Here is a 25,998-nt window from a genome sequence, read left to right as displayed (position 1 = left end):
ATGGAAACATTTTCAATCTCTTTAGGAGTATGTAATAAAAGGATAATGGGAAAGATTAGTTATGAGATTTGCATCTAACAAAATCATTTTAAATTTTATTTCTGGGAAGTAATATTGTCAAACAAAGTCAATACTAGCAAGGCTTACGGAGGAAGTTTGAGCATATGTTTGAGCTTAATAAAAAAAGCCTCAATAATCTCACGATTATCAAGGCTTTACAAGCTTTACCTGTGGTCCCACCTGGGCTCGAACCAGGGACCACCTGATTATGAGTCAGGTGCTCTAACCAGCTGAGCTATAGGACCGGTTATGAGGTTGCAATATTACTACTATTTTTTAATTGCTACAAATAAATTTGACATAGTTTTTTAGTCTTTTATAAAAAAAAATCACAAAGCAAACCGAATGTATTGACTATTAACAACCTACATTTTATAGAAATTCGAATTATTGTATTTCTTGACACAATTCTATTAAAACTCCATTTGTACTTTTAGGATGCAAAAACACAACTAGTTTATTATCAGCACCTTTTTTCGGAGTTTCATTAAGAACCACAAAGCCTTCTTGCTTTAATCGAGTAATTTCGGACTCAATATCTGCTACATCAAAAGCAATATGATGAATTCCTTCACCTTTTTTCTCTATAAACTTAGCTATTGGACTGTCTGGATGGGTTGCAGCTAGTAATTCAATCTTATTAGGACCGCTCTGAAAAAAAGAAGTAGTTACTCCCTCACTCAGAACTTCTTCAAATTTATAAGCAGGTGCTCCAAACAATTTTTCAAAAACCAAGTTGGATACCTCTAAATCTTTTACAGCAATTCCTATGTGTTCTATTTTTCTCATGAATCAATTTATTTTTATTTTAAAAACAACCTGTACTTTGGTTCAGCAACCAATGCTGTAAAATTAGTATTTATATTCATAGACCAAAATTATCACTAACTCTATTCAGTTACTATTTATAATAAATCCTTAAAATATTTCGAAAGCATAAATTATAGTCGTTATTTTGTAAATTGAAATCAGAATTTATCATGTTGAAAAACAAACTCAAATACACTTTTTTTCTCTTTTTAATAATCTTAGCTAGTTGTGCAAAAAGAGGTACTATTACTGGAGGTCTAAAAGACACCATTGCGCCAACTCTTAAGGGAAGTTTCCCTAAAAATTTTACCACTAATTTCACAGGAAACAAGATTCAGTTGGTATTTGACGAAAATATTAAATTGAAAAACTTAAACAAGCAACTTATCATTTCTCCACCCATGAAAAATGAACCGCTTGTTCTTCCTACTACGCCTACAAAAACGTTAACAATTACGCTCAAAGATACTTTACAACCTAACACAACATACAGCCTAAACTTCGGGCAGAGCATTGCTGACAATAACGAAGAAAACCCCTTAAACCAATTTAAGTATGTGTTCTCTACAGGAGCAACAATTGATTCTTTGCAACTAGGAGGAACCATAAAAAGCGCCCTTGACAAAGAAGTAGAGTCTTTCGTTTCGGTTATGCTGTATGAAGTAAACGAAAAATTTAATGATTCTGTAATTTACAAACAAAATCCAAGATACATTACAAATACTCTTGATAGTTTGAAAACTTTCAAATTAGAAAACCTTAAAGCAGGGAAATATTTACTCGTAGCGCTTAAGGACTACAATAACAATAATAAATTTGATCCTAAGAAAGACAAGATTGGGTTTATAAAAGAATATGTATCCATACCAAACGATACACTTTATGAACTAGAAATCTTCAAAGAAAAGCTACCGTTTAAAGCTATAAAGCCAATACAAGCTGCCGGTAACAAACTTATAATGGGTTATGAAGGTACACTAGACAACCTTAAGAATTTACCTAAATTAACACTGAAAGACAATACTACCGAAATAAATCACTTGGTTACCAAATTTCCAAAAAAGGATTCTCTACAAATATGGTATAAACCTATAAAAACAGATTCCTTGAAACTTTTTGTAAAAAAAGACAAGTATGAAACCAACTTTACTTTTAAAATTAAGGATCAAAAAAAAGACACTTTAAATGTGACGCCTCTACAAATGGGGGATTTAAAATTTAGAGAGCAGTTTACTCTTGAAACTAGTACGCCATTAATTAATATTGTAAACGAGAAAATAACTTTATTGGATAGAAACAAAAAATCAATTACGTTTAAAACACAATATGACGTATACAATCAACGCTTGTATTTTGATTTTAAAAAAGAACCTTCAGAAAACTACGTAATGACCGTTTTACCTGAAGCTTTTGCTGATTTTTTTAAAAAAAAGAATGACACCTTAACCTTTAAATTCTCTACCCGAAACACCTCTGATTATGGAAATTTGAGTGTGAATCTTCAAAAGACAAAAAGTTATCCTGTGCTTATTGAGTTAACAAATGCAAAAGGTGATGTCCTAGCCTCTGAATATACTACAGAAAACAGCACTATCAATTTCAATTTAATAGAACCCGCACAATATACACTTAGAGCCACTTATGACTCCAATAAAAACGGCAAGTGGGATCCAGGAGACTACCTTAATAAACTCCAAGCCGAAGAAGTAATATACTTTTCTAAAGAAATAGATGTGCGTGCCAATTGGGATGTAAATCAACTCTTTGATTTAAGTATTCCGTACACCCCCGAAATTAAAAAGAAAGTAACAAACAAAAAATAACCTTAGTTATCTTTTAGTTCAAATACGTCTCGATCATTAAGAAAACCTAGTTTTTGTCTCGTTTCAACTAACTTTTCCTTATTTAATGTCACTACAAAACCACCTTCAATTTGGGTAGGTTCCTGTACATAATGACCTAAAAAATCAACGGCTTGAGAATGCCCTACATATTCATACCCATTACCATCAGTTCCTAATCTGTTAACTCCTACAACATAACACATGTTCTCGACAGCTCTCGCCTGAAGTAAAATATCCCAAGCATTCACCCTTGTTTTTGGCCAGCTGGCCACATAAACTAATAAGTCATAATCCTCTGTATTTCTGGAAAAAACAGGAAAGCGCAAATCATAACAGATTAAAGGACAAATTTTCCAACCTAAATAGTCAATAATACACTTTTCTTTACCTGAAACATAAGCAACGTTTTCACCAGACAATGTAAACAAATGTTTCTTATCATAATATTCGACCTTTCCAGAAGGTGCAACAAAAACGAACCTGTTAAAAAACTGATCTCCCTCTGTGATCACGAGACTACCCATAAAAGCACAATTTCTACTGGCAGCAAGTTGTTTTAACCAAGTTAAGGTTTCACCATCCATACCCTCAGCAACACGTTCAGGATTCATGGTAAAACCACTTGTAAACATCTCTGGCAAGACTATTATTTGCACATCAAGTTGTATTTCATTGATTTTGGATTCGAAATACACACGATTTTCCAAAGGGTTTTCCCATGACAACGGAGCTTGAATGAAGGCTATTTTCATTTTTTCTAATTTTCTATAAAAATAACAATTCTATACATACTGTAACTTCCTTACATTAGCAAAAAAACTAAAACATGAAAAAAATATTAGTTGCCATTGTTTTATTAACTCAGTTAATACTTCAAGCACAAGAAAAAACTGGGGCGCAACAATTTTGGGAAAACTTACAAAAACATTGTGGAAAATCGTTTGAAGGAGAAATCAAAGAAGGTGCTTCTAATGATACTTTTAGGGATAAAAAACTAGTAATGCACGTAAGAAGCTGTACCAAAAATACCATTAAAATTCCGTTTTTTGTTGGCGAAGACAAATCAAGAACTTGGGTTTTAACGCTTGAAAACGACAGAATTAAACTTAAACACGATCACAGACACGAAGATGGAACTGAAGATAAAGTAACACAGTACGGCGGTACTAGTCCTAATTACGGCAGTGCTGGTATTCAATTTTTTCCAGCAGATCAAGAAACATTAAATTTAATTCCGAGCGCCGCAACTAATGTTTGGTGGATTACAATTGATGAGACCTCGTTTACCTATAACTTAAGACGCATAGGATCTGATAGATTGTTTACCGTAAAATTTGATCTAACAAAAACAGTAGCAACACCCGCTGCTCCATGGGGATGGAAAGACTAGGCCACTTTTTAAACCTAACATTTAGACAAAAAAAACACAAACAAAAAAACGCATTCAACTTTGAGATTGAATGCGTTTTTTATAATTTTAAATGCTTTGTCCTAAGAATCTAATTTTTAAGACTAACTAATTATCCTTTTAAACTAGCCGATAAATATTCTCTATTCATTCTGGCAATATTTTCAAGTGAAATACCTTTTGGACATTCAACTTCACATGCACCAGTATTAGTACAGTTACCAAAACCTTCAGCATCCATTTGAGCAACCATGTTCATTACACGATCAGCAGCCTCAACTTTACCTTGTGGTAATAAAGCATACTGTGATACTTTTGCCGATACGAAAAGCATAGCAGATGAGTTCTTACAACTTGCCACACATGCACCGCAACCAATACAGGTAGCAGCATCAAACGCTTTATCAGCATCGTGCTTAGGAATCAAAATAGCGTTAGCATCTGTTGGTTTTCCTGAAGTATTTACTGAAACAAATCCTCCTGCATGTTGAATTCTATCAAAAGCACTTCTATCAACAACTAAATCTTTAATTACTGGAAAAGCTTTCGCTCTAAAAGGCTCGATAAAAATGGTATCACCATCTTTAAACATTCTCATGTGTAACTGACAAGTTGGTACACGTCTATCTGGACCATGTGCTTCACCATTGATATACAAAGAACATGATCCGCAAATCCCTTCGCGACAGTCATGATCAAAAGATACTGGTAAATCTCCTTTCTCTATTAAGCCTTCGTTAAGCACATCTAGCATTTCAAGGAAAGACATGTCCTCTTCAATACCATCTAATGGATACTCTACGATTTTACCTTCTGCTTTTGCGTTGGCTTGACGCCATATTTTTAATGTAAGTTTCATATTTTCTTTCGTTTGAAAGTCTTAGAATCAAAAAGTGGTATTACCATCATTTTTATCTCGGACTGATTCCTATTTATAACTACGCGTTACTAGTTTAACATTGTCATAGACTAATGGCTCCTTATGAAGTATAGCTTCACTTGGTTTACCCATGTATTCCCATGCAGCAACATAAGCAAAGTTTTCATCATCACGCTGTGCTTCACCATCCTCAGATTGGTATTCTTCACGGAAGTGACCTCCACAAGATTCGTTACGGTGCAATGCATCTTTAGCAAACAACTCACCTAATTCTAAGAAATCAGCAACACGACCTGCTTTGTCAAGCTCTTGGTTAAAACTAAAAGCATCTCCAGGAACTTTTACATCTCTGTAAAACTCTTCTCTTAAAGCTGCAATTTCTTCGATAGCTTCAGTTAATCCTTTTGCATTACGAGCCATACCCACTTTGTTCCACATGATTTTTCCAAGTTTCTTATGGAAATAATCAACAGAATGAGTACCATTGTTATTGATAAACTGATCAATACGTGCTTTTACATTTTTCTCAGCTTCAACAAATTCAGGTAAATCAGTAGAAATTGTTCCTGTTTTAATGTCTGGAGCTAAGTAATCACCAATTGTGTATGGCAATACAAAATACCCATCAGCCAAACCTTGCATTAAAGCAGAAGCTCCAAGACGGTTAGCACCGTGATCAGAGAAGTTAGCTTCTCCAATACTGAAACAACCTGGAATTGTAGTTTGTAAGTTATAATCAACCCAAATACCACCCATAGTATAGTGTACTGCTGGATAAATCATCATTGGAGTTGTGTATGGATCCTCATCAACGATTTTCTCATACATTTGGAATAAGTTTCCGTATTTATTAGCTACGATAGCAGCTCCTAATTTTGTTACTAACGCTTTGTCATTAGCATCAAGACCTTTAACATAAGCTTGTTCTTTACCATAACGCTCGATTGCTGCAGCAAAATCCAAGTAAACGGCTTCACCAGTTTTGTTCACACCAAAACCAGCATCACATCTTTCTTTTGCCGCACGCGAAGCGATATCTCTAGGTACCAAGTTACCAAATGCAGGGTAACGACGCTCTAAATAATAATCTCTGTCAGCTTCTGCAATTTGTGTTGGCTTCAATTTACCTTCGCGAATAGCTTGTGCATCTTCTAATTTTGCAGGTACCCAGATACGTCCGTCATTACGCAATGACTCAGACATCAAAGTTAATTTAGACTGGTGATCTCCAGAAACTGGGATACAAGTTGGGTGAATTTGTGTGTAACATGGATTAGCAAAATAAGCTCCTTTTTTGTGCACTTTCCAAGCTGCAGTAGCGTTACTTCCCATGGCGTATGTAGACAAGAAAAATACGTTACCGTAACCTCCAGAAGCAATTACAACTGCGTGTGCAGAATGACGCTCAAGCTCACCTGTTACCAAGTTACGAGCAATAATTCCTCTTGCTTTACCATCAACAAGAACTAAATCTTGCATTTCGTGACGTGTGTATGATTTAATCTTACCACGACCAATTTGACGGTTCATTGCAGAATATGCTCCTAATAATAATTGTTGTCCTGTTTGACCTTTTGCATAAAAAGTTCTAGCAACTAATGTTCCACCAAAAGAACGGTTGTCAAGCAAACCACCGTACTCACGTGCCAATGGCACACCTTGCATAACACACTGGTCAATAATATTTACAGAAACTTCTGCAAGTCTATGTACGTTTGCTTCTCTAGAGCGGTAATCTCCTCCTTTTACCGTGTCGTAAAACAAACGGAAAGTAGAGTCACCATCACCTTGATAGTTTTTTGCTGCGTTGATACCTCCTTGTGCAGCAATAGAGTGCGCACGACGAGGTGAATCTTGAAAGCAAAAAGTTTTAACGTTATATCCTAATTCAGCTAAAGTTGCAGCGGCAGAACCACCTGCAAGACCAGTACCTACAACAATAATATCAATATTACGTTTGTTCGCTGGGTTAACTAAATTGATGTGATTTTTATAATTTGTCCATTTGTCCGCTATTGGACCATTTGGTATTTTTGAATCTAAAGCCATTTATAATTTAATATTAATGATTAAAATGATGAAATAATGCAATGAAAATAAAGCCAACAGGAACTACAATTGCAAAAGCATATCCCAATTTGTGTAATGATCTAGAGTATTTATTGTTGAACCCTACAGATTGAAATGAAGAGTTGAAACCGTGCCACAAGTGTAGTGCTAACAATATAAATGAAAAACAATAAATAGCAGTACGAATAGGATCAACAAATTTGTGTTGCAACTCACCAAAATAACGAGTCTCATCAAGTGGATTTACCTCTACATACTTGTAAACCATTTCTGGAATCCAAAAATCATAAAAGTGTAAAAGCATGAAAGCTAATACAACAGCTCCAGAAATAATCATGTTACGTGATGCCCATGATGAGCTAGCTGCACCATTATTTTTTACATATTTAATAGGTCTTGCACTTTTATTCTGAAGATCTAAAACGATACCCATAATAAAGTGAAAAATAACACCTATAATAAGAATAGGTTGAATAACAAACTGCACCAACGGGTTATTTCCCATAAAATGAGAAATAGAGTTAAAAGTATCAGGACTAAAAACCGAGGTACTGTTTATAAAAAAATGTTGTGCTAAAAATAAAATTAAGAAAAGTCCAGAAAGCGCCATAGCTACTTTTTTTGCAATCGATGACTTTAATAATGAAGATTTTGCCATAAGAATTTAGTTGTATTAATTTAAAAAATCATACAAAAATAGGGCAATTAGAAATGAACTACAACCTTTTCGCTATAATTTATAATCATTTTAAAGTGTTACATCACAAAACCAAATAAACCTATATAAATCAAGACCTAGAACACTACAAAAGAAGAATTTCGTTAGACAAAACCAAAGAATTTGAAAATCTTTACGAATCAAACAAAAACATAATTCTTAAAAAAATTGGTGTTTTTTACGAGATCAATAATTTGCTCAAATCAAAAAATTAAATTTACTAAAAATAGACCGAAGGCAGTTTAAAAAACTCAAAATAAAAAAAGATTAGCGCGCTTATTTCTAATTTTATAGTCAAAATAATTTAAAATGAAAATCGGAATCGATGCCATCACTTTTGATGTTGCAAAAATAAATTTATCAATTGGCGCATTGGCAAAAGCCAGAAACATTGACCCTGAAAAACTGCAAAAAGGTCTTGGATTAGAAAAAATGACTCTTCCGGATGTACACCAAGATGTGGTAGTTTTTGGAGCCAATGCCTTGACCAAGTTAATCCTTGACCACAACATAAACCTAAATGAAATAGCTCGCATTTATGTGGGTACTGAGAGTAGTATTGACAACTCCAAACCTATTAGTTCCTTCTTAATTTCATTGATGGAACAAAAATTTGGAGAAAACACTTTGTCAGAATGCGATGTGGTTGATTTTACTTTTGCCTGTATTGGCGGCGTAGATGCGATGCAAAATTGTATCGATTTTATTCGACTCAACCCAACCAAAAAGACCATTGTTGTAACGACTGATTTTGCCAAATACGATTTAAACTCTACCGGCGAATACACGCAAGGTGCGGGAGCTGTTGCCCTACTAATAACCTCAAACCCCCGAATTATCGCTTTTGGAGAGGCCTGGGCAACGAGCACCAAAGGTGTTTTTGACTTTTTTAAACCTTACAGAACATTAGCAAAAACTGCCATAACTGGAAACGAAGCAAACGAAGCTTGGTTTGATAATTTAGAAAGCGAAATAGAAATCCACAAGGATCAACCTGTTTTTGACGGTCAGTATTCCAATCAATGTTACATGGATAGAACCCGAGATGCTTATTTTTCGTTCAAGAAATTAAAAAAAACGTCTCAAACGGTTTATAACACCTGGACCAGCATTGTCATGCACTTACCTTATGCGTATCAAGGCCGCAGAATGCTTAGTGAAATTTATGCTTTGGATGCCTCCAATAGTACCTTTTCAGTAAGTCAAGATACCGCAACCTACCAAAACAAACTCAAAGAAATCAGTAAATCAGAGGCGTACTCAGAATTTGTGTCTAAAAAATTAAAGCCAGCAGAATTAGCTTCGTCATTGATAGGGAATCTTTATACAGGTTCTATTTTTATGGGCTTACTATCAACATTAGCTCATTTTTATGATACTAAAAAAGAAATTTCTGGAAGTGTATTTGGTTTTCTAGCGTATGGAAGTGGCTCGAAGTCAAAAGTTTTTGAAGGAACGATTCAGCAGGATTGGCAATTAGCCCTGAGAGACGTAAACCTCTTTGAAACCTTAGAAAAAAGCTTTGAAATTGACTTTGAAACTTACGAAAAACTCCATAAAAAAGAACAACACCAAAGCATTCGTAGCCCAAAAAACGAGTGGATTTTAGATCGTATCGAAAGCGAAAACCCCAACTTACTAAGTGCTCGTTATTACAAATGGGCAGACTAATATTGTTTTGAAAAGAAAATTGAATTAAAAAAACACCGATTTCACCGATTTAGAGTATCCATCGGCGAAATCTGTGTTTAATATTATGCACTTAATTTAAAGCTCTTTTTTAACTAAACTTCGCCATGTATTTCTGAACAATAGCTTCGGTGTTTTCATTCCTAATTTTTTGTTCCAATTGAATAGGAGGCGAAGCACGTTCTAAACAATCTTTTACGGCACACGTTTCACAAGTAACACCTACAATTTGTTTTTTGAGCGACTCATTTTCGATGAACTTAAATTTTTTCTTCATTCCTGCTGTCATCAATATTCCAACAGAAATACTTCGGATACAATCTGTTTTAAAAGGATCTGGCGTAGCCGATGAAAAAACGAGATATTCATTTTTACTGTTTTCGTAACTAGAGATTTGAGCGTCAAAAAAGTGATTTTTACCCTGCTTTATTGATTCTTCAATCGTTCGTATAGAAACCCATCTGCGGCAGTAATGCTCGTTCATTTCATTAGCATGAGGTTCCTGCTGATTGGTGATGTGCAACTCTTTCTTTATTTGATAAGTATCTGTTCCTTTTTGGTGCGAAAGGCGCAAGAAGAACAAATTTTTGAGATTAAAATCTTTCGGTAAAATATTAGTCAAACGCTGGTAAAAAGACTCAGGAGACACATTAAACTGGTTCATCAACTGAACCATTTGTTGCGGTTTAGGATTTTCAAGAGCCAAGAATACATTTAGCTCGTCTATAAGATGTTGACGCGGCAATAACAAAGCACCAGCAAAATAAGAAGCATAAAAATTATTCAAAACCTGATCAAAATTATCAAATTTTATCCAACTAAAAGTATACAATCGCTCCTTGATTTCCATGTAGTTGTATGCAATTTCTTTGGCTAAAATAAACGCTTTTTGTCCTTCATCAATATCATTTGATAGCAACAAGGTTTTACTAGAGGGTACAAAAATAGAACGTAAATCACCCAAAGCTTCGTGCTCTGAAAAAATCAACTCTTGTATGGTATATCCATATTCTTCAACAAGAATAGCCTTGAGCTCTGTGATAGAAATATTAGTGGTTAAGTCTACATGAAACGCTTTGCAAAACAAAAGAACTTTATCCTCTAAATCTTCAAAATAATTATTGTGCGCCTCTTGATAAGAACGAAGTGCTGCCAGGAAAAAACTTTCTCTGGTAAGGTTATAATGTTGTGCAATTTCAATAATGGTACTTATAAAAGCATTGACTTTAGCAGGTGCATTGGCAATAATATCAATTAAATCAGCTTCTTGAATTCCAAACAGCTCCAGCGGAATCTCTTTTAAAATCCCTGATTTTAGTATTTCACCAATAGGTGCCAAATTATTATCCAGTTTCAATGAAACCATGTGATCATAAGTAATATCTAATTTTTCAGCCAGTAAAATAATCTTATCGGTTTTAGGATATTTCTTTCCTTTCTCAATTTCGTTCAAATACGATTTTGAGAGTGCTGTGATTTTGGCTAAACCAAATAAAGACAAATTTTTAGCCGTACGTGCTTGCTTGAGTTTAAGTCCAAAAATAAGCTTGATATAATCTTTTTCTATGTTCATATCTCAAAGATAAGACAAAAAATATTTTCGCCAAAAAAAATATTTTTACATTTTAGCGTACGTTCGCTTTTTTTATTAAAAACTTTTTGTATCATTGCAGTGTTAAAAAATACAATTGACAACAAAAACAAGATATTTAGTTATGGAAACAGATCAAAAAGCAGAAATTAAGGAAATATATTCAACCAATATGTTAAATTTTTCAATAGAGACTACAGAGCGTTATCCTGAAATTTTAACCGATGAAGCAATAACATTCCTTTCATTACTTCATGAAAATTTCAATAATGAACGTTTGTTGTTATTACAAAACAGAATAAAACAACAAGATTTATTTGATGCAGGCGCACTACCTAATTTTCCATTGGAAACAAAAGAAATTAGAGAAAACAACTGGGAAGCAGCAAGTACACCAGATGATTTAGCAGACCGAAGAGTTGAAATAACAGGGCCTGTAGATCGTAAAATGGTAATCAATGCCCTGAATTCTGGTGCCAAAACTTTCATGGCTGATTTTGAAGACAGCACTTCCCCAACATGGAGCAATCTTATGACAGGACAGCAAAACCTGAAAGATGCCGTAAACAAAACAATTACTCTTGAGGATCCTATAAAAAACAAAAAATACAGTTTAAACGAAAAAACTGCCGTATTGTTAGTTCGTCCCAGAGGATTGCATTTGCCTGAGAAGAATATTTTAATTGGCGGTGTACAAACTTCAGGATCACTTATTGACTTTGGATTATATGCCTTTCACAACTATAAAAAACTTATTGAAGATGGTACAGCACCTTATTTTTACATCCCAAAACTAGAGCATTATCTTGAAGCAAGATGGTGGAACGAAGTTTTCCTATTTACACAAGAGTATTTAGGAGTAAAAAAAGGAACATTCAAAGCAACCGTTTTAATCGAAACAATAACCGCCAGTTTTCAATTGGACGAAATTATTTATGAACTGAAAGATCATATTGTTGGTTTGAATTGCGGCCGATGGGATTACATTTTTTCATATATCAAAAAATTACGAAACAATCCTAATTTCATTGTCCCAAACAGAGATCAAGTAACCATGACAGCTCCGTTTATGAGTGCTTACTCACAACTGGTAATTCAACGTTGTCACAAACGCAACATACACGCTATAGGCGGAATGGCAGCACAAATTCCGATCAAAAATAACGAAGAAGCCAATACTATAGCTTTTAACAAAGTAATTGCCGACAAAGAACGTGAGGTTAAAAATGGTCATGACGGTACTTGGGTAGCACATCCTGATTTGGTTCCGCTTGCCATGACTGTATTTGACAAATATATGCCTGCCAAAAACCAAATTGATGTAAAACGAGAGGACGTTAACGTAACGGAAAGCGATTTACTAGAAACTCCAAAAGGAACCATCACCGAAGAAGGCGTTCGAAAAAACATCAGCATTTCTGTTTTATACATTGCATCGTGGCTCAATGGCCAAGGAGCAGCAGCATTGCACCACTTGATGGAAGATGCTGCAACTGCGGAAATTTCTAGATCACAACTGTGGCAATGGCTGCAAAACAAGGTTACGCTAGAAAACGGAAAACAACTAAACACCAATTACTACCATAAACTAGCCATGGAAGAATTTGAAAAAATAAAAAAACTAGTTGGGGATGAAAATCATGAGAAACAAAAATACATTCTAGCGGAACAATTATTAGATCAACTGGTGGTAAACAAGAATTTCATAGACTTTTTAACCCTACCAGGATACAAATACATTTAAAAAACAATTGCAATAAAATAAATATCAATAAAATATTAAACACCATTTAAACCATACAAACACTATGAAAACTACCGAAACAAGAATTCAAGAATTAGTTGCAGACTGGATTACAAACCCAAGATGGAAAGGCATTGAGCGTCCGTACACTGCTGAGGAAGTTGTTAAACTACAAGGTTCTTACCAAATAGAACACAGCGTTGCAAGACTAGGAGCTACTACTTTATGGAACAAACTTAATTCGCAAGATTTTGTGGCTGGACTTGGCGCACTTACGGGAAACCAAGCAATACAAGAGGTAGAAGCTGGACTTGAAGCCATATACTTGAGCGGTTGGCAAGTTGCAGCCGATGCAAATGTAGCAGGCGAAATGTACCCTGACCAATCATTATACCCTGCCAATAGTGTTCCGCTTGTAGTAAAACGAATTAACAATGCACTCTTGAGAGCAGATCAAATACAAGTGGTAAACGGAACTGCTGATAAAAAAGACTACCTAGTTCCTATTGTGGCTGATGCCGAAGCTGGTTTTGGAGGAAATCTAAATGCTTTTGAATTAATGAAATCAATGATCGAAGCAGGAGCAGCAGGTGTTCACTTTGAAGATCAATTGAGTTCTGCTAAAAAATGCGGTCACCTTGGCGGAAAAGTTTTAGTTCCTACGCAAGAAGCTATCAATAAATTGATTGCAGCTCGTTTAGCAGCAGATGTTATGGGAACTCCTACGCTTGTTGTTGCTAGAACTGACGCTGATGCCGCTAATTTATTGACCAGCGATATTGACCCGAGAGACGCCAAATTCATTACAGGAGAAAAAACTGCTGAAGGCTTTTTTTATGTGAATTGTGGAATTGAACAAGGAATTGACCGTGGTTTGAGTTACGCACCGTATGCTGATTTAATTTGGATGGAAACTAGTAACCCTGATTTAGCATACGCCAAACAATTTGCAGAAGCTATTCACGCACAATTCCCAGGAAAAATGCTTGCTTACAATTGCTCTCCATCTTTTAACTGGGCTGCAAAACTATCTGTAGCTGAAATGGAAACTTTTAGAGAAGACCTAGCAGCTATGGGCTATAAATTTCAGTTCATCACATTGGCTGGGTTTCATGCCTTAAATACAAGTATGTTTGAACTTTCAAAAGCTTACAAAGAAAGAGGAATGGCGGGCTACTCTGAATTACAAGAAAGAGAATTTGCTCTACAAAAACACGGTTTCAAAGCGGTAAAACACCAAGGATTTGTAGGAACTTCTTATTTTGATGCGGTACAAAATACTGTAACAATAGGAAAATCAAGCACTACAGCCATGAAAGATTCTACTGAAACGGCACAGTTTTAAATATCTAAAGAACATAAAAAAAACACGATTTCTTACGGAATCGTGTTTTTTATTTTTTGAGAAATGATATTTATTTCGATTCAAAAATTTCTAGATCAGCCACTACTTTCTCTTTCGCTTTTTGAATATTAACTTTACTTACAGAAACGGGTAAGTAATACTTTCCGTTTTTAGCTGCTTCCCATTTCAATTTCTTATCTTTAGACAAAGCTTTTTCAACAATTTCTTTTGGAACAGACAAATCATAAACTTGCTTGTTTAATCCTTTTTTTGCCATTATTTTTTGAGAAAAAAGGACTTCTTTATTACTGTTTTCAATTTGCAACACCACTTCGGCATCTTCATTAGAGTAAAACCAAATCTCAGCTTTAGGATCTGTTGGTTTAGCCCAAGCACTCCAACTATTACCCCATTCTCTTGATTTTTTTATCTTTTTTAATTCAAAAACATGAATAGTAGAAGCTAAAACTTTCTCATTAATATTTTGGACTTGATCCAAATTAACTTTGTAAATAGAGCGTCCATGAGTTCCTACTATTAAATCTTTAGCTTTCTTTTGAATGACTAAATCGTGTACCGCAACATTAGGCATTCCATTGGAGAAATCTTCCCAAGTCTTCCCTCTGTTTAATGAAACATACAGTCCATTATCAGTCCCTAAATAGAGTACATTCTCATTGTTTGGATCTTCTGCAATTACATTCACTGAACTTGCTGGAATATTACTAGCTATACTAGTCCAAGTTTGTCCGTAATCATCGGATGCGTATACATAAGTTGTAAAATCATCATTGCGATATCCGTTTAAGGCTGCATAAACGCGTTCTTTTTTATGTGCCGATGCAACTACTCTAGTTACCCAACGGTTTTGTGGCAAAGTTTCTGAAATTTTGTTCCAGCTCACACCTCCGTCTTTCGTCACCTGAATTAGTCCGTCATCACTACCGGTGTATAGCAAACCAAATTGCAAAGTACTCTCACTAATTGTAGCGAGTGTACCAAAGGCAACATTACCTTCCTTAAGACCTTGGGTCAAATCTGGTGAAATTGCAGTCCAAGTTTGTCCTTGATTCATAGATCTGTGCAAAAAGTTCGAACCCATGTACAAGATATCTTGATTGTGTGAGGAAAGCAGAATAGGCGTTTGCCAATTAAAACGGAATGGCTTCTCATCCTTCTTTGGCTTTGGAGAAATATACTCTCTTTTGTTATTGGCACGATCTATTCGGTAATAATTTCCAAACTGAAATCCTGTAAAAACAATATTAGGATTACGTTTGTCAATTTGAATTTGCATTCCATCACCACCCATTAAATTTTCATAAGGATATTTTCCTGTTTGTAACCACTCTGAAGAGAATTGATAATTGCTTGGTCCAACCCAAACCCCATTGTCCTGCATACCTCCATAAATATTATACGGCTCTTGCTCATCAACATTCACAGCATAAAACTGACTCACACTATGCGAATTGCCTTTGAACCAGTGCGCTCCATCATCATAAGAAATGTTCAAACCACCATCATTACCATTTATTAAATGCCCAGATTTATTAGGATTCACCCATACTACATGGTGATCTGCATGGACATTTTCTTCGCTAATGCTAGTAAACGTTTTCCCACCATCATCTGATTTAATTACCGGTACTCCCGATAAGTAAATTTTATTTGCGTTACTCGGATCTACCGAAATAGCTGCAAAGTAATATCCATAAGAATAAAATAAATCGTCAATGAAGTTTTGGTGTGTTTTTGTCCAACTTGTTCCCCCGTTGGTAGATTTATACACTTCGGCACCAATAACCTCGGCTTCAGCCAAACTATTAATGGATGCTAAAACTAATTTTCCGGCTTCACTTGGTTGCAAATACCCATTTTGCACCCAATGTTTGATATTCTCAGCTCTGTATTTTTCGGTTAAACCATAGTTTTTCAGAATAGAGTTTAAACTTTTGTTGGGTATTTTAAGAAACTCATCTCCAGGAACAGCAAAGGCTGCAGGTAATGAATTGCTTTTTTTAGTGTCTAAAGGTCTTTTAAATTGGTTGTCCAGAACGGCATAAACTGTAGCATCATCATAAACTGCTAAACCAATTCTACCCACACCTTCGCCTGTAGGAAAACCACTTTCAGCTGTAGAATACAATTTCCAAGTTGCTCCGGCATCTTCACTTTTGTAAATTCCTGATGCCGATCCGTTACCTTTAAAATCCCAAGCTTTTCTGTCTTTAGTCCATGCAGCAGCATATTGTACTTTGAAATTTTTTGGCGATACAGCCACATCAATAATTCCTGTTTCGTTGTTTACAAAAAGGGATTTGCTCCATGTTTTTCCGCCATCTGTGGTTTTATAAATACCTCGTTCTTCATTTTTAGTATACAAATGTCCCACCGCACCTACTACAATTTCATCAGGATTTACTGGATTTATCAAAATTCTACTAATATGGTGCGTGTCATGCAAACCCATATTTTGCCAAGTCTTTCCTTTATCCGTTGATTTTAAAATCCCAATTCCAGCATAGGAAGAGCGCGAAGAATTAACCTCTCCCGTTCCTATCCAAATCGTTCCATTTTTCCAGTCAATAGCAATATCACCTACGTTTTGCGTTGGCGCATTATCCATTACAGGTAAAAAACTCATTCCGTTATTATTGCTATACCACAAACCTCCTGATGCATACCCTACATAAAATTCGGTAGGATTTTCAGGATTTACATCTACATCAACTACACGTCCGCTCATAACCGTTGGACCCACATTTTGTAAACTTAGGTTTTTAAAAAGCGATTGTTCTTGCAGTTGTTTTTTGGATACTAAACTATTTTGAACTGCCTCAGGAGAGACTTGTGCAGAGGCAACGGTTTGCGCAATAAAGGCAGCTAAGAGTATTCCTTTTTTCATAGAGTTGGATTTTGATGCCGAAATTTAAGGATAAATCAACGGACCAAAAAATTTTATACTCTAATTAACACCTGTTTCTCTCAAAGTTACTATTTTTGAATAATCAATAAAAAATATGGATTAGCATCTAATTGTTTTATATTAAAGAGATAAATAAGCCATTCCAATTACATTTTACACCCATAAAAAACAAAACTCAACTCATGAAATACCATCAAATTGACCGCAATTTATTTATAAAAAACAGAGCTAAATTCATGGCGCAAATGAAGCCAAAAAGTGTCGCTGTTTTTAATTCGAATGATATTTACCCTGTATCGGCTGATAGTACGTTGCCTTTTGCACAACACCGAGACATCTTTTATTTGAGTGGTGTTGACCAAGAAGAAAGTATTTTACTTTTATTCCCTGACGCACCTTATGAGCACCAACGCGAAATGGTTTTCTTGAAAGAAACTAGCGAGCACATTGCCATTTGGGAAGGCGAAAAACTAACCAAAGAACGCGCTTACGAAGTTACCGGAATCAAAACCGTGTATTGGTTACAAGATTTTGAAAAAGTGTTATTCGAAATGATGACGCACGCCGAAACCATTTACATCAACACCAACGAGCATTATCGCGCCACGGTAGAAACCGAAACCCGTGAAGCCCGCTTTGTAAAATGGTGGAAAGAAAAATATCCTGCACATGCCGTTGCCAAAAGCAACCCTATCCTGCAACGCCTTCGTTCTGTAAAAGAAACCGAAGAATTAGATTTGATCCAAAAAGCCTGCAACATCACTGAACTTGGTTTTAGAAGATTATTGCCTTTTGTAAAACCAAACGTTACCGAATACGAAATCGAAGCCGAATTGATTCACGAATTCATCCGCAACCGCTCTCGTGGTTTTGCGTACACGCCTATAATCGCATCGGGTAACAATGCCAATGTTTTGCACTATATTGAAAACAACCAAAAATGCAAAGCAGGCGATTTGATTTTGCTTGATGTAGCTGCTGAATATGCCAATTATTCTAGTGACATGACGCGTACCATTCCCGTTTCTGGTCGCTATTCTTCTCGTCAGAAAGAGGTTTACAACGCTGTATTGCGTGTAAAAAACGAAGCCACCAAAATGTTAACCACTGGCACACTTTGGAAACAATACCACATCGAAGTAGGGAAAATAATGACCTCAGAATTACTAGGTTTAGGACTTATTGACAAAGCCGATGTGCAAAATGAAAACCCTGATTGGCCCGCTTACAAAAAATATTTCATGCACGGTACCTCGCACCACATGGGGCTAGACACACACGATTATGGTATTTTGACCGAGCCAATGCAAGCCAACATGGTCTTTACCGTCGAGCCCGGAATTTACATTCCTGCCGAAGGTTTCGGAATTCGTCTTGAGGACAACATCATCGTTCAAGAAAATGGCGAACCTTTCAACATGATGCGCAACATTCCTATCGAAGTCGAAGAAATCGAAGACCTCATGAACGCATAACACCTCTTTCCCATCCATAACAAGCAGTCTAGCGCAATCTAGGCTGCTTTTTTTTGGGGAGCAGTATATCTAATTTTCAAAACCACAACCTGTCCTGCTGTCCGTTCTATTCCCGCTTAAAAAACTACGGCCGAAAAGCCTTGTTTTTTATAAGCGGGAGATGCCACTGCCATCAGGGCTAAAAAGTTCGCTCTATTTCCAAAACCACAAAATGTTAAAACAATTCTAAAGTTGTAACGTTACAAAACAGTCAAAGACTTATTCTTAAAACCGTTATCAGCAACAATTAAAATATTAACTAGAAAAAAAAAACTAAAAAACATAAAAATCATGCAAGCACACGAAATTGATTACCACATTTACGGCGAAGAAATGCAATACGTAGAGATCGAACTAGATCCTCAAGAAGTAGTTGTTGCCGAAGCCGGAAGTTTTATGATGATGGACAACAACATCCAAATGCAAACCATTTTTGGAGACGGTTCTGGACAAGAAAACGGATTGTTTGGCAAACTTTTAAGCGCCGGAAAACGAGTACTTACTGGAGAAAGTCTTTTTATGACCGCATTCATCAACCAGAACAATACCAAAAGTAAAGTTTCATTTGCCTCTCCTTATCCTGGAAAAATCATCCCAATTGATCTGACGCAATTTGGAGGTAAATTCATTTGCCAAAAAGATTCTTTCCTGTGCGCAGCCAAAGGCGTATCAGTAGGAATTGAATTCTCTAAAAAACTAGGAACTGGTTTATTTGGTGGAGAAGGTTTCATCATGCAAAAAATTGAAGGTGACGGACTGGCCTTTGTACACACCGGAGGAACATTAGCCAAAAAAGAATTAGCCGCAGGCGAAGTACTAAAAGTAGATACCGGTTGTATTGTAGGATTTACAAAAGATGTAGATTATGACATCGAGTTTGTCGGCGGAATCAAAAATTCTCTTTTTGGTGGCGAAGGTTTATTTTATGCCACACTCCGCGGTCCAGGAACAGTTTATATTCAGTCCTTACCTTTCAGTCGCCTTGCCGATAGAATCATTGCATCGGCACCAAGGGCAGGCGGAAGCAGCCGTGACGAAGGTAGTTTACTAGGCGGTTTAGGCCGATTAATAGACGGTGACAACAGATTTTAAAACTCACAAGCTCTCAGAAATGGGAGCTTTTTTGTAAACATATAAGTCATTTAAGTACTGTAATGAAATGAACAAATTAGCTTACATGACTTATATGTTTATTTTTTTATTCCGGCTATCACCAATATTCATCCAAAAAAATCTAAAACTTAAATGGCTTATATGTTTTGAAAAAAATTAAAGCTTTAGCTTTGCACAAACATTACAAAATTGAAACAAATCCTCTTTAAAAACACCACCATTTCCTATACCGATACTGGAAAAGGAACTGCCATTGTTTTACTACACGGTTTTCTAGAAAACAAAAGCATGTGGGATTTTTATGTCCCAGAATTGGCGCAAAAAAATCGTGTTATTAGCATTGATTTATTAGGTCATGGTTCCACAGAATGTTTGGGATATGTGCACACCATGGAGGATAATGCCGATGTGGTTCATGCTGTTTTATCAGAATTGCGCATTCGCAAAGCTATTTTTGTAGGGCATTCTATGGGAGGTTACGTGGCTTTGGCTTTCGCCGAATTGTATCCAGATACCATAAAAGGATTAGTTTTACTCAACTCAACCGCAAGAGCCGACAGTGAAGAGCGCAAAAAAAATCGGGATCGCGCCATTAAAACCGTGAAACAATCTTTTGTGAATTTCATCTCGCTTTCGATTGCTAATTTATTTAGTGAAAACAATAGAGAACGACTGGCTACCACGATCGAAAACGTTAAAAAAGAAGCGTTAAAAACGCCATTGCAAGGTATTGTTGCATCTCTGGAGGGCATGAAAATAAGACAAGATCGAGAAGTATTGCTGCACCTTACGCCTTTTCCGAAACTTTTAATTTTAGGAGAAAAAGATCCTGTTTTGAATTATGAGGAAACCAAGGAACAAATAGAAAACACCGCAGTGCAACTTATCACTTTTCCTGATGGACACATGAGTCACCTAGAAAATCAAGACGAATTATTAGCTGTTCTATTGTCTTTTTTTAAAAGTATTTAGAGCATACCAGATTTTAAATACCCTTTATCGACGAGTTCGTTTTTATCTTTTAAATGATGCATTTTCCCATCTTTCATTAATGCCAGTTTGGTCGAAATTTGAATCACATTTTCATAATTATGCTCGGTAATCAAAATGCCTTTTACAGCAGACATTGTTGTGATTAACGCATTTATGTTTTCAATCATGATGGGCGACAAACCGTTATAAGGCTCATCTAGCAGTACAAATTTTGAATCATTGTTCAAGATTAATTTAATTTCTAGATACCGCAATTCCCCACCAGATAAATGTTTGATTTTTTTACCCAACATAGACTGTATCATGGCATCTGCACAAAAATCTTTTACCTTCGCTTTGGCAATGCACAATTGAATGGTTTTATGAATAGAAAAAGAATTTGGAATAAAAGAATCCTGAGGTAAATAGCTGATTTCTTTTAACAGCTCACTTGTTTTTGACAGCACTTTTCCACCAACCCGAACAAATTTAAAATCAACTGATTCTATCCCAAAAATTATTTTAAGCAACGTAGATTTACCGGAACCATTTCGACCCAAAATCCCGAGAACAGTACCCGTTTCACATTTCAAATACACATCCGAAAGAATAATTTTTCCTTCGTATTGTTTTTGCACGCTATCTACTTCTAAAATACTTGTTGTCATAGGAAATTCAATATAAGATTCACAACAAGAATGAAGATCATCGAAAAGAAAAAATTAATGAGGAAGCCATAAACAATCAACTGAATTTTTGAAATACCGTTGTTGTAATAAAACAAGTATTCGTTTTTAGCATTCACCTCTTTAATCAAAAGACTAATGAAAAAACCGAAAAACAAAAGAACATATTTAAAGGTTTCAAAACCTCCAAACACAGCCGCGACAGCACTTACAGCAATATTTATAGCTAAAGTACTTTTGTAAAATTCAAAACTGTTGTATAGTTTTTTGATAGTATATGAATTAAATTATTTTTTCTTTGAAAGGCGTTTCCATATCCAAAATTTCACTTAATAGTATAACCAATTGCTCCAGATAATTATTCAGAATTTCAGTCGAAATAGTAGTTTGCACCTCTTTATCGATTTTAAAATTAAAAGGTAAGAAACCAGCCTTTAAATTTTTGAAAGAGATAATTCCAGCTTCAATCGGTTTTCCTTTTGCTTCGGTTTCATACATGTACGCATAGGCAAGCACTTGAATTATTTTATCACTTTTTATATCTTCAATAAGTCCGTTCCAGGATTTCAAAGTCACATTGGCTTTATCAACTTTCCCCGTTTTATAATCTATAATTCGGATGTTTCCATTGCGCTCTTCAATTCGGTCTACATTTCCTTTTATCAATACTGGAAAAGGCAAATTCGGATGCTGTAAAATGCGCTCAAAAGTTTGTTCCAAAGCAATAATTTTAATGGCATCACCATTTTTGATACTTTCTAATTCTACTTTCAAGAAATTAGAAACATTACGTTTGGCTACTTCAAAGGCTAATAAATTACGTCCTTTTTTGATTTCGCCTTCCTTGTATACTACTTTAAATTGCTTTAGAACCTCATCGTCTATTTGCTTAAAACAATTTAAAATATCACTTTCTGAAATAAATTTATCAATAAATGGTTCATATAAAACACGCAAAGTCTCATGAATAATGGTTCCCAAGGTATTCAAAGCAATATTTTCCTCTACCTCTTCCACTTCACTGATGCGTAAAATCTTTTGGAAATAAAACTGTATCGGATTCCGAATATAACTAGTTAAAGCAGAGGGTGAAAATCCTTTTTCTGCAATTTCTTTCAATCGTACCATCACACTTTCTGATTTAGGAATTACAATAGGTTGGTACGCCGTATCGGGTAAAACTGCATTGTAAATTTCATGAGTAATCGTGTGATTGTTTTGCTTTTCTACTTCCAATTGCGTAATAAATCGACTCTTTTCACCAGCATCTAATCCCTCATTATCTGTATTATAGAGCAAATAAATAGTCTTGGCACGCTGTAGCAAATGATAAAAATGATAGGTATAAATGGCGTCTTTCTCCTTGAAAGTTGGCAAACCTAACTCTCTTTTCACATCATAAGGAATAAAGGAATTTTGAGATTTGCCGGCAGGGAATTTACCTTCATTCATAGAGGTGACAATGACTGTATCAAAATCCAAAACCCTACTTTCAAGAACTCCCATAATCTGCAAACCATTTAATGGCTCTCCCTCAAAGGACACTTCGGCAAGATCAATAACCTGCTTATAAATAGAATATAGCGTTTCTATTTTATCAATATGTTCGTGTTTAGAGTAGTAGTTAATTAGTTTATTGATCACTTTAAAAATAGCAAAAACAAAGGCCTTCGCGATTTTTTCTTCCTCATTATCGTTGCTTAAATTCTCTTTAATGATTTGCAATAATTTAGAAATTGTTTCTAAAACAGGAATCGATCCGTTTTCCCATTTTTGAAATAATAACAGAAACAATTCACTAGGCTCAACTTGCAACTCCATCAATTTATGATGCGTGATAAACGTATAATTATTTTGATTGATAATTTTTATGAGCGCACTTGTATTTGCATACGGTTCTACTAAAGGATGTGTCAAAATATCCAAAACATCTTTATAATATAAGACGTAGCTTTTAGCATTTCTTGAAAGTGCATTGGTATGCATTTTAAATAATTTACTTATCAATATTTGAGCTGGATTATTCTTGCTGGAATAACCCATGGTGATGTTCAAAGCGCCAACACTTGATGGTAACGAATATAACAGTGGAACTAAAAGATTCTCATCTCCAAGTACTACAGCTACTTTATCAAGTTTACCAGCAGCCTGAGATGTTATTGATTCAATGATTACATTTTCTATTATACTTCCTGCAATTTTAGCTTGACCTATTGTTTTGGGTGTGCCAATAACCTTTATATTTTTGGTTTGCGAAAAATCATCAACTATCCATTCAAAAGGGTTTACCTTATAATGTTTCCAGTTTTCCTTAAACCTTCTCACAAAAAGTCCTGCATCATGATACGGATCGTTGAGAAAAGTTTGATCTACATCCCAAAAAATTTCAGCTTGTTCACTTGCAATGAGGTGTTGAATTATTTTTTCTTCGGCAGCATTTAATGCATTAAACCCCGCAAAAAGATATTTTTTATTTTGAACACTTTCCGAAAAATGAATTAAATTAAGTACTGCTTCTCTATAAATTAATCCTTGATAACCAATCCCTTTAGTCAATAAATGTGCATATAGCGATTTGTAATAATGAGGTAATAACTTCCAGAAATCAATATATTTTTCTAATAAAGTCGTTTTGTTTTCCACCTCAATTCCCCATTTTTTGATGTCTTCAATATCTTTCAAATAGGACAATACATGTGTTGGATCTAATAAATACCGATCAATTTCATTAAAATCTTGCAATAAGGTTTTGGCCCAGTTGGCAAATAACTCAAATGTCTGTTGGTTAGTTTTATCAGTAACAGACAAGTATACTTCATAAAATTCAAATAATAACTCAATAGGATCAATAGTACGAATACTTGCAATGTCTTGAATAAAATCCTCGATACTGATAATTTCTGGAGAGAAAACATTTGTAGTCACCTGACGTTTTAGAGCTTCAATAAGAAATATTTTAGCTCGTTTATTAGGCAGTACAACAATGGTATCCGAAAAACGAGTTGCATATTTTTCTATTAAAACTGTAGCTATTTTATCTAAAAAGGTAATATTTGTCATTTTATAAAAATAAAAAAAACGCCCCGATAAATCGAGGCGTTTTCTATAAATATTTTGAGGAAATTATTCTTTGATCAAAGAAATCTCAACTCTTCTGTTTTCAGCTTTTCCTTTTGCAGTTTTGTTTGGTGCAATTGGTTTAGTTTCACCAAAACCAGTAGATTTTAATCTATCAGCAGAGATACCGTTTTCAACTAAATAGTTTTTAACAGCTGCTGCTCTGTTTTCAGATAAAGATTGATTTAATTCATTACTTCCATCGCTATCAGTGTGACCTTCAATTTGGAAATTAGAATTAGGATACTCTTTCAAGATTGAAGTAATAGATTGTAATACAGTGTAAGTACCTTGTTGGAAAGTAGATTTAGCAGAATCAAATAAGATTACTTTACCGTAGTTATTTATTGTTTTCATCACTTCTTCAGAAACTTCAGGACAACCTTGGTTAGCAACTGTACCTTTTACAGAAGGACATTTGTCATCTTTGTCTAATACACCGTCGCCGTCAGTATCTGGCCAAGGACAACCTGCGTTATCTTTAGGACCTGCTACAGTAGGACATTTGTCATTTTTATCAGCTAATCCGTCTCCATCAGTATCAGGACATCCTTTTAATGAAACTGGACCAGCTTCATTAGGACATGCATCATCTTTATCAGCTATACCATCTCCATCTGCATCTGGACAACCATTTAAGGCTGGTAAACCTGCTACATCTGGACAAGAGTCAGCGCTATCTTGGATTCCGTCTCCATCAGTATCAGGACATCCGTTGAATTGCTTTAAACCAGCAACATCTGGACAAGCATCTTCTTTATCATAGATTCCGTCTCCATCAGTATCTTTAGCTCCAAATTTGAAGATGATACCAGCAGAGTGTTGGAAGTGAGATGGAGCATCTGGAGTACCATTAGCATCTTGTCTATCTCCAAAAGATCTTTTGTATCTTGTTGCTAATTCAACACCCACATTCTCAGTGAACCAGAATGTTAAACCTGCACCAGGATTTAAAGTACCGTAACTACTATCTCCTAAGAAAGTGTATCCACCACCTACAGAAAGAGATGGGTCAATAATTTTTGATTTGATCATGTTCATGAAGCTATATTTAATGGTAGCATCAATTCCATAATACATTAAGTCTCCAGGATTGTTTACAACATATCCACGAGAATCTCTTCCCGTAGCTTTTGGATCAAAGTTTACGTATTTATCAATTTTATTCACAGATCCTGCAAGACCAACAGAGAAATTATCCCCAACATATTTCGATACACTTAGGTACGATACTGATGGTAAAATATTCCAGTTGTCTTTTACAGCAAATGGTTGAGAGAAATGACGATCAGCCCATCCTTTTCCTCCTCCTGCACTAGTTTTAGTATCTATTGCATTTACCCCGAAAGATATTGCAATAGGATTGTTGCTATCTTGTGCTTGAGATGTAAATCCCACCACCATCATCGCAGCAACAAAAATTTTGTTAAGATGTTTCATACTTAAATTTTTTAATTACATTTAGTTAATTATAAACAAAAGTAGCACGTAAATTTTAAACTACAAAA

Annotated in this window: 18 protein-coding genes and 1 tRNA gene; 8 read left to right on the top strand and 11 right to left on the bottom strand. The window is 35.3% G+C overall.

Annotated features, from left to right (window positions below):
- Positions 1–231: 231 nt before the first annotated feature.
- Together AC061E_RS01465 and mce are read right to left on the bottom strand one after the other, a co-directional pair.
- Positions 232–305 (bottom strand) — tRNA-Ile (locus AC061E_RS01465).
- 142 nt (positions 306–447) lie between these two features.
- Positions 448–849, bottom strand: coding sequence for a methylmalonyl-CoA epimerase (gene mce, locus AC061E_RS01460; protein WP_314840414.1), 402 nt, complete (start codon positions 847–849; stop codon positions 448–450).
- Between the two features lie 173 nt (positions 850–1,022).
- Here mce and AC061E_RS01455 point away from each other — a divergent pair, with 173 nt between their 5' ends.
- Positions 1,023–2,693: an Ig-like domain-containing domain gene (locus tag AC061E_RS01455; RefSeq protein WP_478284676.1), complete on the top strand. Its 1,671-nt coding sequence runs from the start codon at positions 1,023–1,025 to the stop codon at positions 2,691–2,693.
- 2 nt (positions 2,694–2,695) lie between these two features.
- Here the strand turns inward: AC061E_RS01455 and AC061E_RS01450 are convergent, their stop codons facing one another.
- Positions 2,696–3,466, bottom strand: coding sequence for a nitrilase family protein (locus AC061E_RS01450; protein ID WP_478284675.1), 771 nt, complete (start codon positions 3,464–3,466; stop codon positions 2,696–2,698).
- A gap of 74 nt (positions 3,467–3,540) precedes the next feature.
- On the opposite strand from AC061E_RS01450, the gene AC061E_RS01445 reads away from it, so the two are divergent.
- Positions 3,541–4,104: a hypothetical protein gene (locus tag AC061E_RS01445; protein WP_478284674.1), complete on the top strand. Its 564-nt coding sequence runs from the start codon at positions 3,541–3,543 to the stop codon at positions 4,102–4,104.
- Between the two features lie 130 nt (positions 4,105–4,234).
- Here the strand turns inward: AC061E_RS01445 and AC061E_RS01440 are convergent, their stop codons facing one another.
- From AC061E_RS01440 to AC061E_RS01430, 3 genes are all read right to left on the bottom strand, one after another.
- Positions 4,235–4,981: a succinate dehydrogenase/fumarate reductase iron-sulfur subunit gene (locus tag AC061E_RS01440; RefSeq protein WP_478284673.1), complete on the bottom strand. Its 747-nt coding sequence runs from the start codon at positions 4,979–4,981 to the stop codon at positions 4,235–4,237.
- A 69-nt stretch (positions 4,982–5,050) separates the two neighbouring features.
- Positions 5,051–7,051 (bottom strand): fumarate reductase/succinate dehydrogenase flavoprotein subunit, encoded by a 2,001-nt coding sequence (locus tag AC061E_RS01435; RefSeq protein WP_478284672.1) that lies wholly within the window; start codon positions 7,049–7,051, stop codon positions 5,051–5,053.
- Positions 7,052–7,064: 13 nt separating this feature from the next.
- On the bottom strand, positions 7,065–7,730 hold the full coding sequence (locus AC061E_RS01430; protein WP_478284671.1) for a succinate dehydrogenase cytochrome b subunit: 666 nt from the start codon (positions 7,728–7,730) through the stop codon (positions 7,065–7,067).
- Positions 7,731–8,099: 369 nt separating this feature from the next.
- Between AC061E_RS01430 and AC061E_RS01425 the strand changes: the two genes are divergently transcribed.
- Complete coding sequence (locus tag AC061E_RS01425; RefSeq protein ID WP_478284670.1) at positions 8,100–9,461, top strand: hydroxymethylglutaryl-CoA synthase family protein; 1,362 nt, start codon at positions 8,100–8,102, stop codon at positions 9,459–9,461.
- 109 nt (positions 9,462–9,570) lie between these two features.
- Here AC061E_RS01425 and AC061E_RS01420 read toward each other — a convergent pair whose 3' ends face one another.
- Entirely contained in the window at positions 9,571–11,052 is a 1,482-nt protein-coding gene (locus AC061E_RS01420; protein ID WP_478284669.1) for a helix-turn-helix domain-containing protein, read from the bottom strand.
- Between the two features lie 142 nt (positions 11,053–11,194).
- Here AC061E_RS01420 and aceB point away from each other — a divergent pair, with 142 nt between their 5' ends.
- Positions 11,195–12,814 carry a malate synthase A gene (gene aceB, locus AC061E_RS01415; protein WP_478284668.1) on the top strand — a complete coding sequence of 540 codons (1,620 nt, stop codon included), beginning with the start codon at positions 11,195–11,197 and terminating at the stop codon, positions 12,812–12,814.
- A gap of 64 nt (positions 12,815–12,878) precedes the next feature.
- Complete coding sequence (gene aceA / locus AC061E_RS01410; RefSeq protein ID WP_478284667.1) at positions 12,879–14,159, top strand: isocitrate lyase; 1,281 nt, start codon at positions 12,879–12,881, stop codon at positions 14,157–14,159.
- 70 nt (positions 14,160–14,229) lie between these two features.
- Here aceA and AC061E_RS01405 read toward each other — a convergent pair whose 3' ends face one another.
- On the bottom strand, positions 14,230–17,067 hold the full coding sequence (locus AC061E_RS01405) for a VPS10 domain-containing protein (protein ID WP_478284666.1): 2,838 nt from the start codon (positions 17,065–17,067) through the stop codon (positions 14,230–14,232).
- A gap of 203 nt (positions 17,068–17,270) precedes the next feature.
- Here AC061E_RS01405 and AC061E_RS01400 point away from each other — a divergent pair, with 203 nt between their 5' ends.
- The 3 genes from AC061E_RS01400 (at position 17,271) to AC061E_RS01390 (ending at position 20,687) form a co-directional block, all read left to right on the top strand.
- A complete protein-coding gene (locus AC061E_RS01400; protein ID WP_478284665.1) occupies positions 17,271–18,563 on the top strand; it encodes an aminopeptidase P family protein in 1,293 nt (430 codons plus the stop codon).
- 330 nt (positions 18,564–18,893) lie between these two features.
- Complete coding sequence (locus tag AC061E_RS01395; RefSeq protein ID WP_144890474.1) at positions 18,894–19,694, top strand: TIGR00266 family protein; 801 nt, start codon at positions 18,894–18,896, stop codon at positions 19,692–19,694.
- A gap of 210 nt (positions 19,695–19,904) precedes the next feature.
- Entirely contained in the window at positions 19,905–20,687 is a 783-nt protein-coding gene (locus AC061E_RS01390) for an alpha/beta fold hydrolase (protein ID WP_478284664.1), read from the top strand.
- On the opposite strand, the gene AC061E_RS01385 is transcribed toward AC061E_RS01390, so the two are convergent.
- From AC061E_RS01385 to AC061E_RS01375, 3 genes are all read right to left on the bottom strand, one after another.
- Entirely contained in the window at positions 20,684–21,355 is a 672-nt protein-coding gene (locus tag AC061E_RS01385; protein WP_478284663.1) for an ATP-binding cassette domain-containing protein, read from the bottom strand. The genes AC061E_RS01390 and AC061E_RS01385 overlap by 4 nt on opposite strands.
- A gap of 300 nt (positions 21,356–21,655) precedes the next feature.
- Positions 21,656–24,433: a PD-(D/E)XK nuclease family protein gene (locus AC061E_RS01380; RefSeq protein ID WP_478284662.1), complete on the bottom strand. Its 2,778-nt coding sequence runs from the start codon at positions 24,431–24,433 to the stop codon at positions 21,656–21,658.
- Positions 24,434–24,496: 63 nt separating this feature from the next.
- On the bottom strand, positions 24,497–25,930 hold the full coding sequence (locus AC061E_RS01375; protein ID WP_478284661.1) for an OmpA family protein: 1,434 nt from the start codon (positions 25,928–25,930) through the stop codon (positions 24,497–24,499).
- Positions 25,931–25,998: the final 68 nt, after the last annotated feature.

The sequence above is a fragment of the Flavobacterium sp. GNP011 genome, from assembly GCF_056428925.1.
The sequence above is the reverse complement of the archived record's forward strand: the minus strand, read 5'-3'. Positions and strand labels throughout refer to the sequence as shown.

Bases quoted from the DNA above. Each gene is read 5' to 3' on its own strand.
- aceA (WP_478284667.1), top strand. From the start codon at position 12,879: ATGAAAACTACCGAAACAAGAATTCAAGAATTAGTTGCAGACTGGATT.
- AC061E_RS01425 (WP_478284670.1), top strand. From the start codon at position 8,100: ATGAAAATCGGAATCGATGCCATCACTTTTGATGTTGCAAAAATAAAT.
- aceB (WP_478284668.1), top strand. From the start codon at position 11,195: ATGGAAACAGATCAAAAAGCAGAAATTAAGGAAATATATTCAACCAAT.
- mce (WP_314840414.1), bottom strand. From the start codon at position 849: ATGAGAAAAATAGAACACATAGGAATTGCTGTAAAAGATTTAGAGGTA.
- AC061E_RS01395 (WP_144890474.1), top strand. From the start codon at position 18,894: ATGCAAGCACACGAAATTGATTACCACATTTACGGCGAAGAAATGCAA.
- AC061E_RS01400 (WP_478284665.1), top strand. From the start codon at position 17,271: ATGAAATACCATCAAATTGACCGCAATTTATTTATAAAAAACAGAGCT.
- AC061E_RS01420 (WP_478284669.1), bottom strand. From the start codon at position 11,052: ATGAACATAGAAAAAGATTATATCAAGCTTATTTTTGGACTTAAACTC.
- AC061E_RS01450 (WP_478284675.1), bottom strand. From the start codon at position 3,466: ATGAAAATAGCCTTCATTCAAGCTCCGTTGTCATGGGAAAACCCTTTG.
- AC061E_RS01375 (WP_478284661.1), bottom strand. From the start codon at position 25,930: ATGAAACATCTTAACAAAATTTTTGTTGCTGCGATGATGGTGGTGGGA.
- AC061E_RS01385 (WP_478284663.1), bottom strand. From the start codon at position 21,355: ATGACAACAAGTATTTTAGAAGTAGATAGCGTGCAAAAACAATACGAA.
- AC061E_RS01440 (WP_478284673.1), bottom strand. From the start codon at position 4,981: ATGAAACTTACATTAAAAATATGGCGTCAAGCCAACGCAAAAGCAGAA.
- AC061E_RS01435 (WP_478284672.1), bottom strand. From the start codon at position 7,051: ATGGCTTTAGATTCAAAAATACCAAATGGTCCAATAGCGGACAAATGG.
- AC061E_RS01445 (WP_478284674.1), top strand. From the start codon at position 3,541: ATGAAAAAAATATTAGTTGCCATTGTTTTATTAACTCAGTTAATACTT.
- AC061E_RS01430 (WP_478284671.1), bottom strand. From the start codon at position 7,730: ATGGCAAAATCTTCATTATTAAAGTCATCGATTGCAAAAAAAGTAGCT.
- AC061E_RS01405 (WP_478284666.1), bottom strand. From the start codon at position 17,067: ATGAAAAAAGGAATACTCTTAGCTGCCTTTATTGCGCAAACCGTTGCC.
- AC061E_RS01380 (WP_478284662.1), bottom strand. From the start codon at position 24,433: ATGACAAATATTACCTTTTTAGATAAAATAGCTACAGTTTTAATAGAA.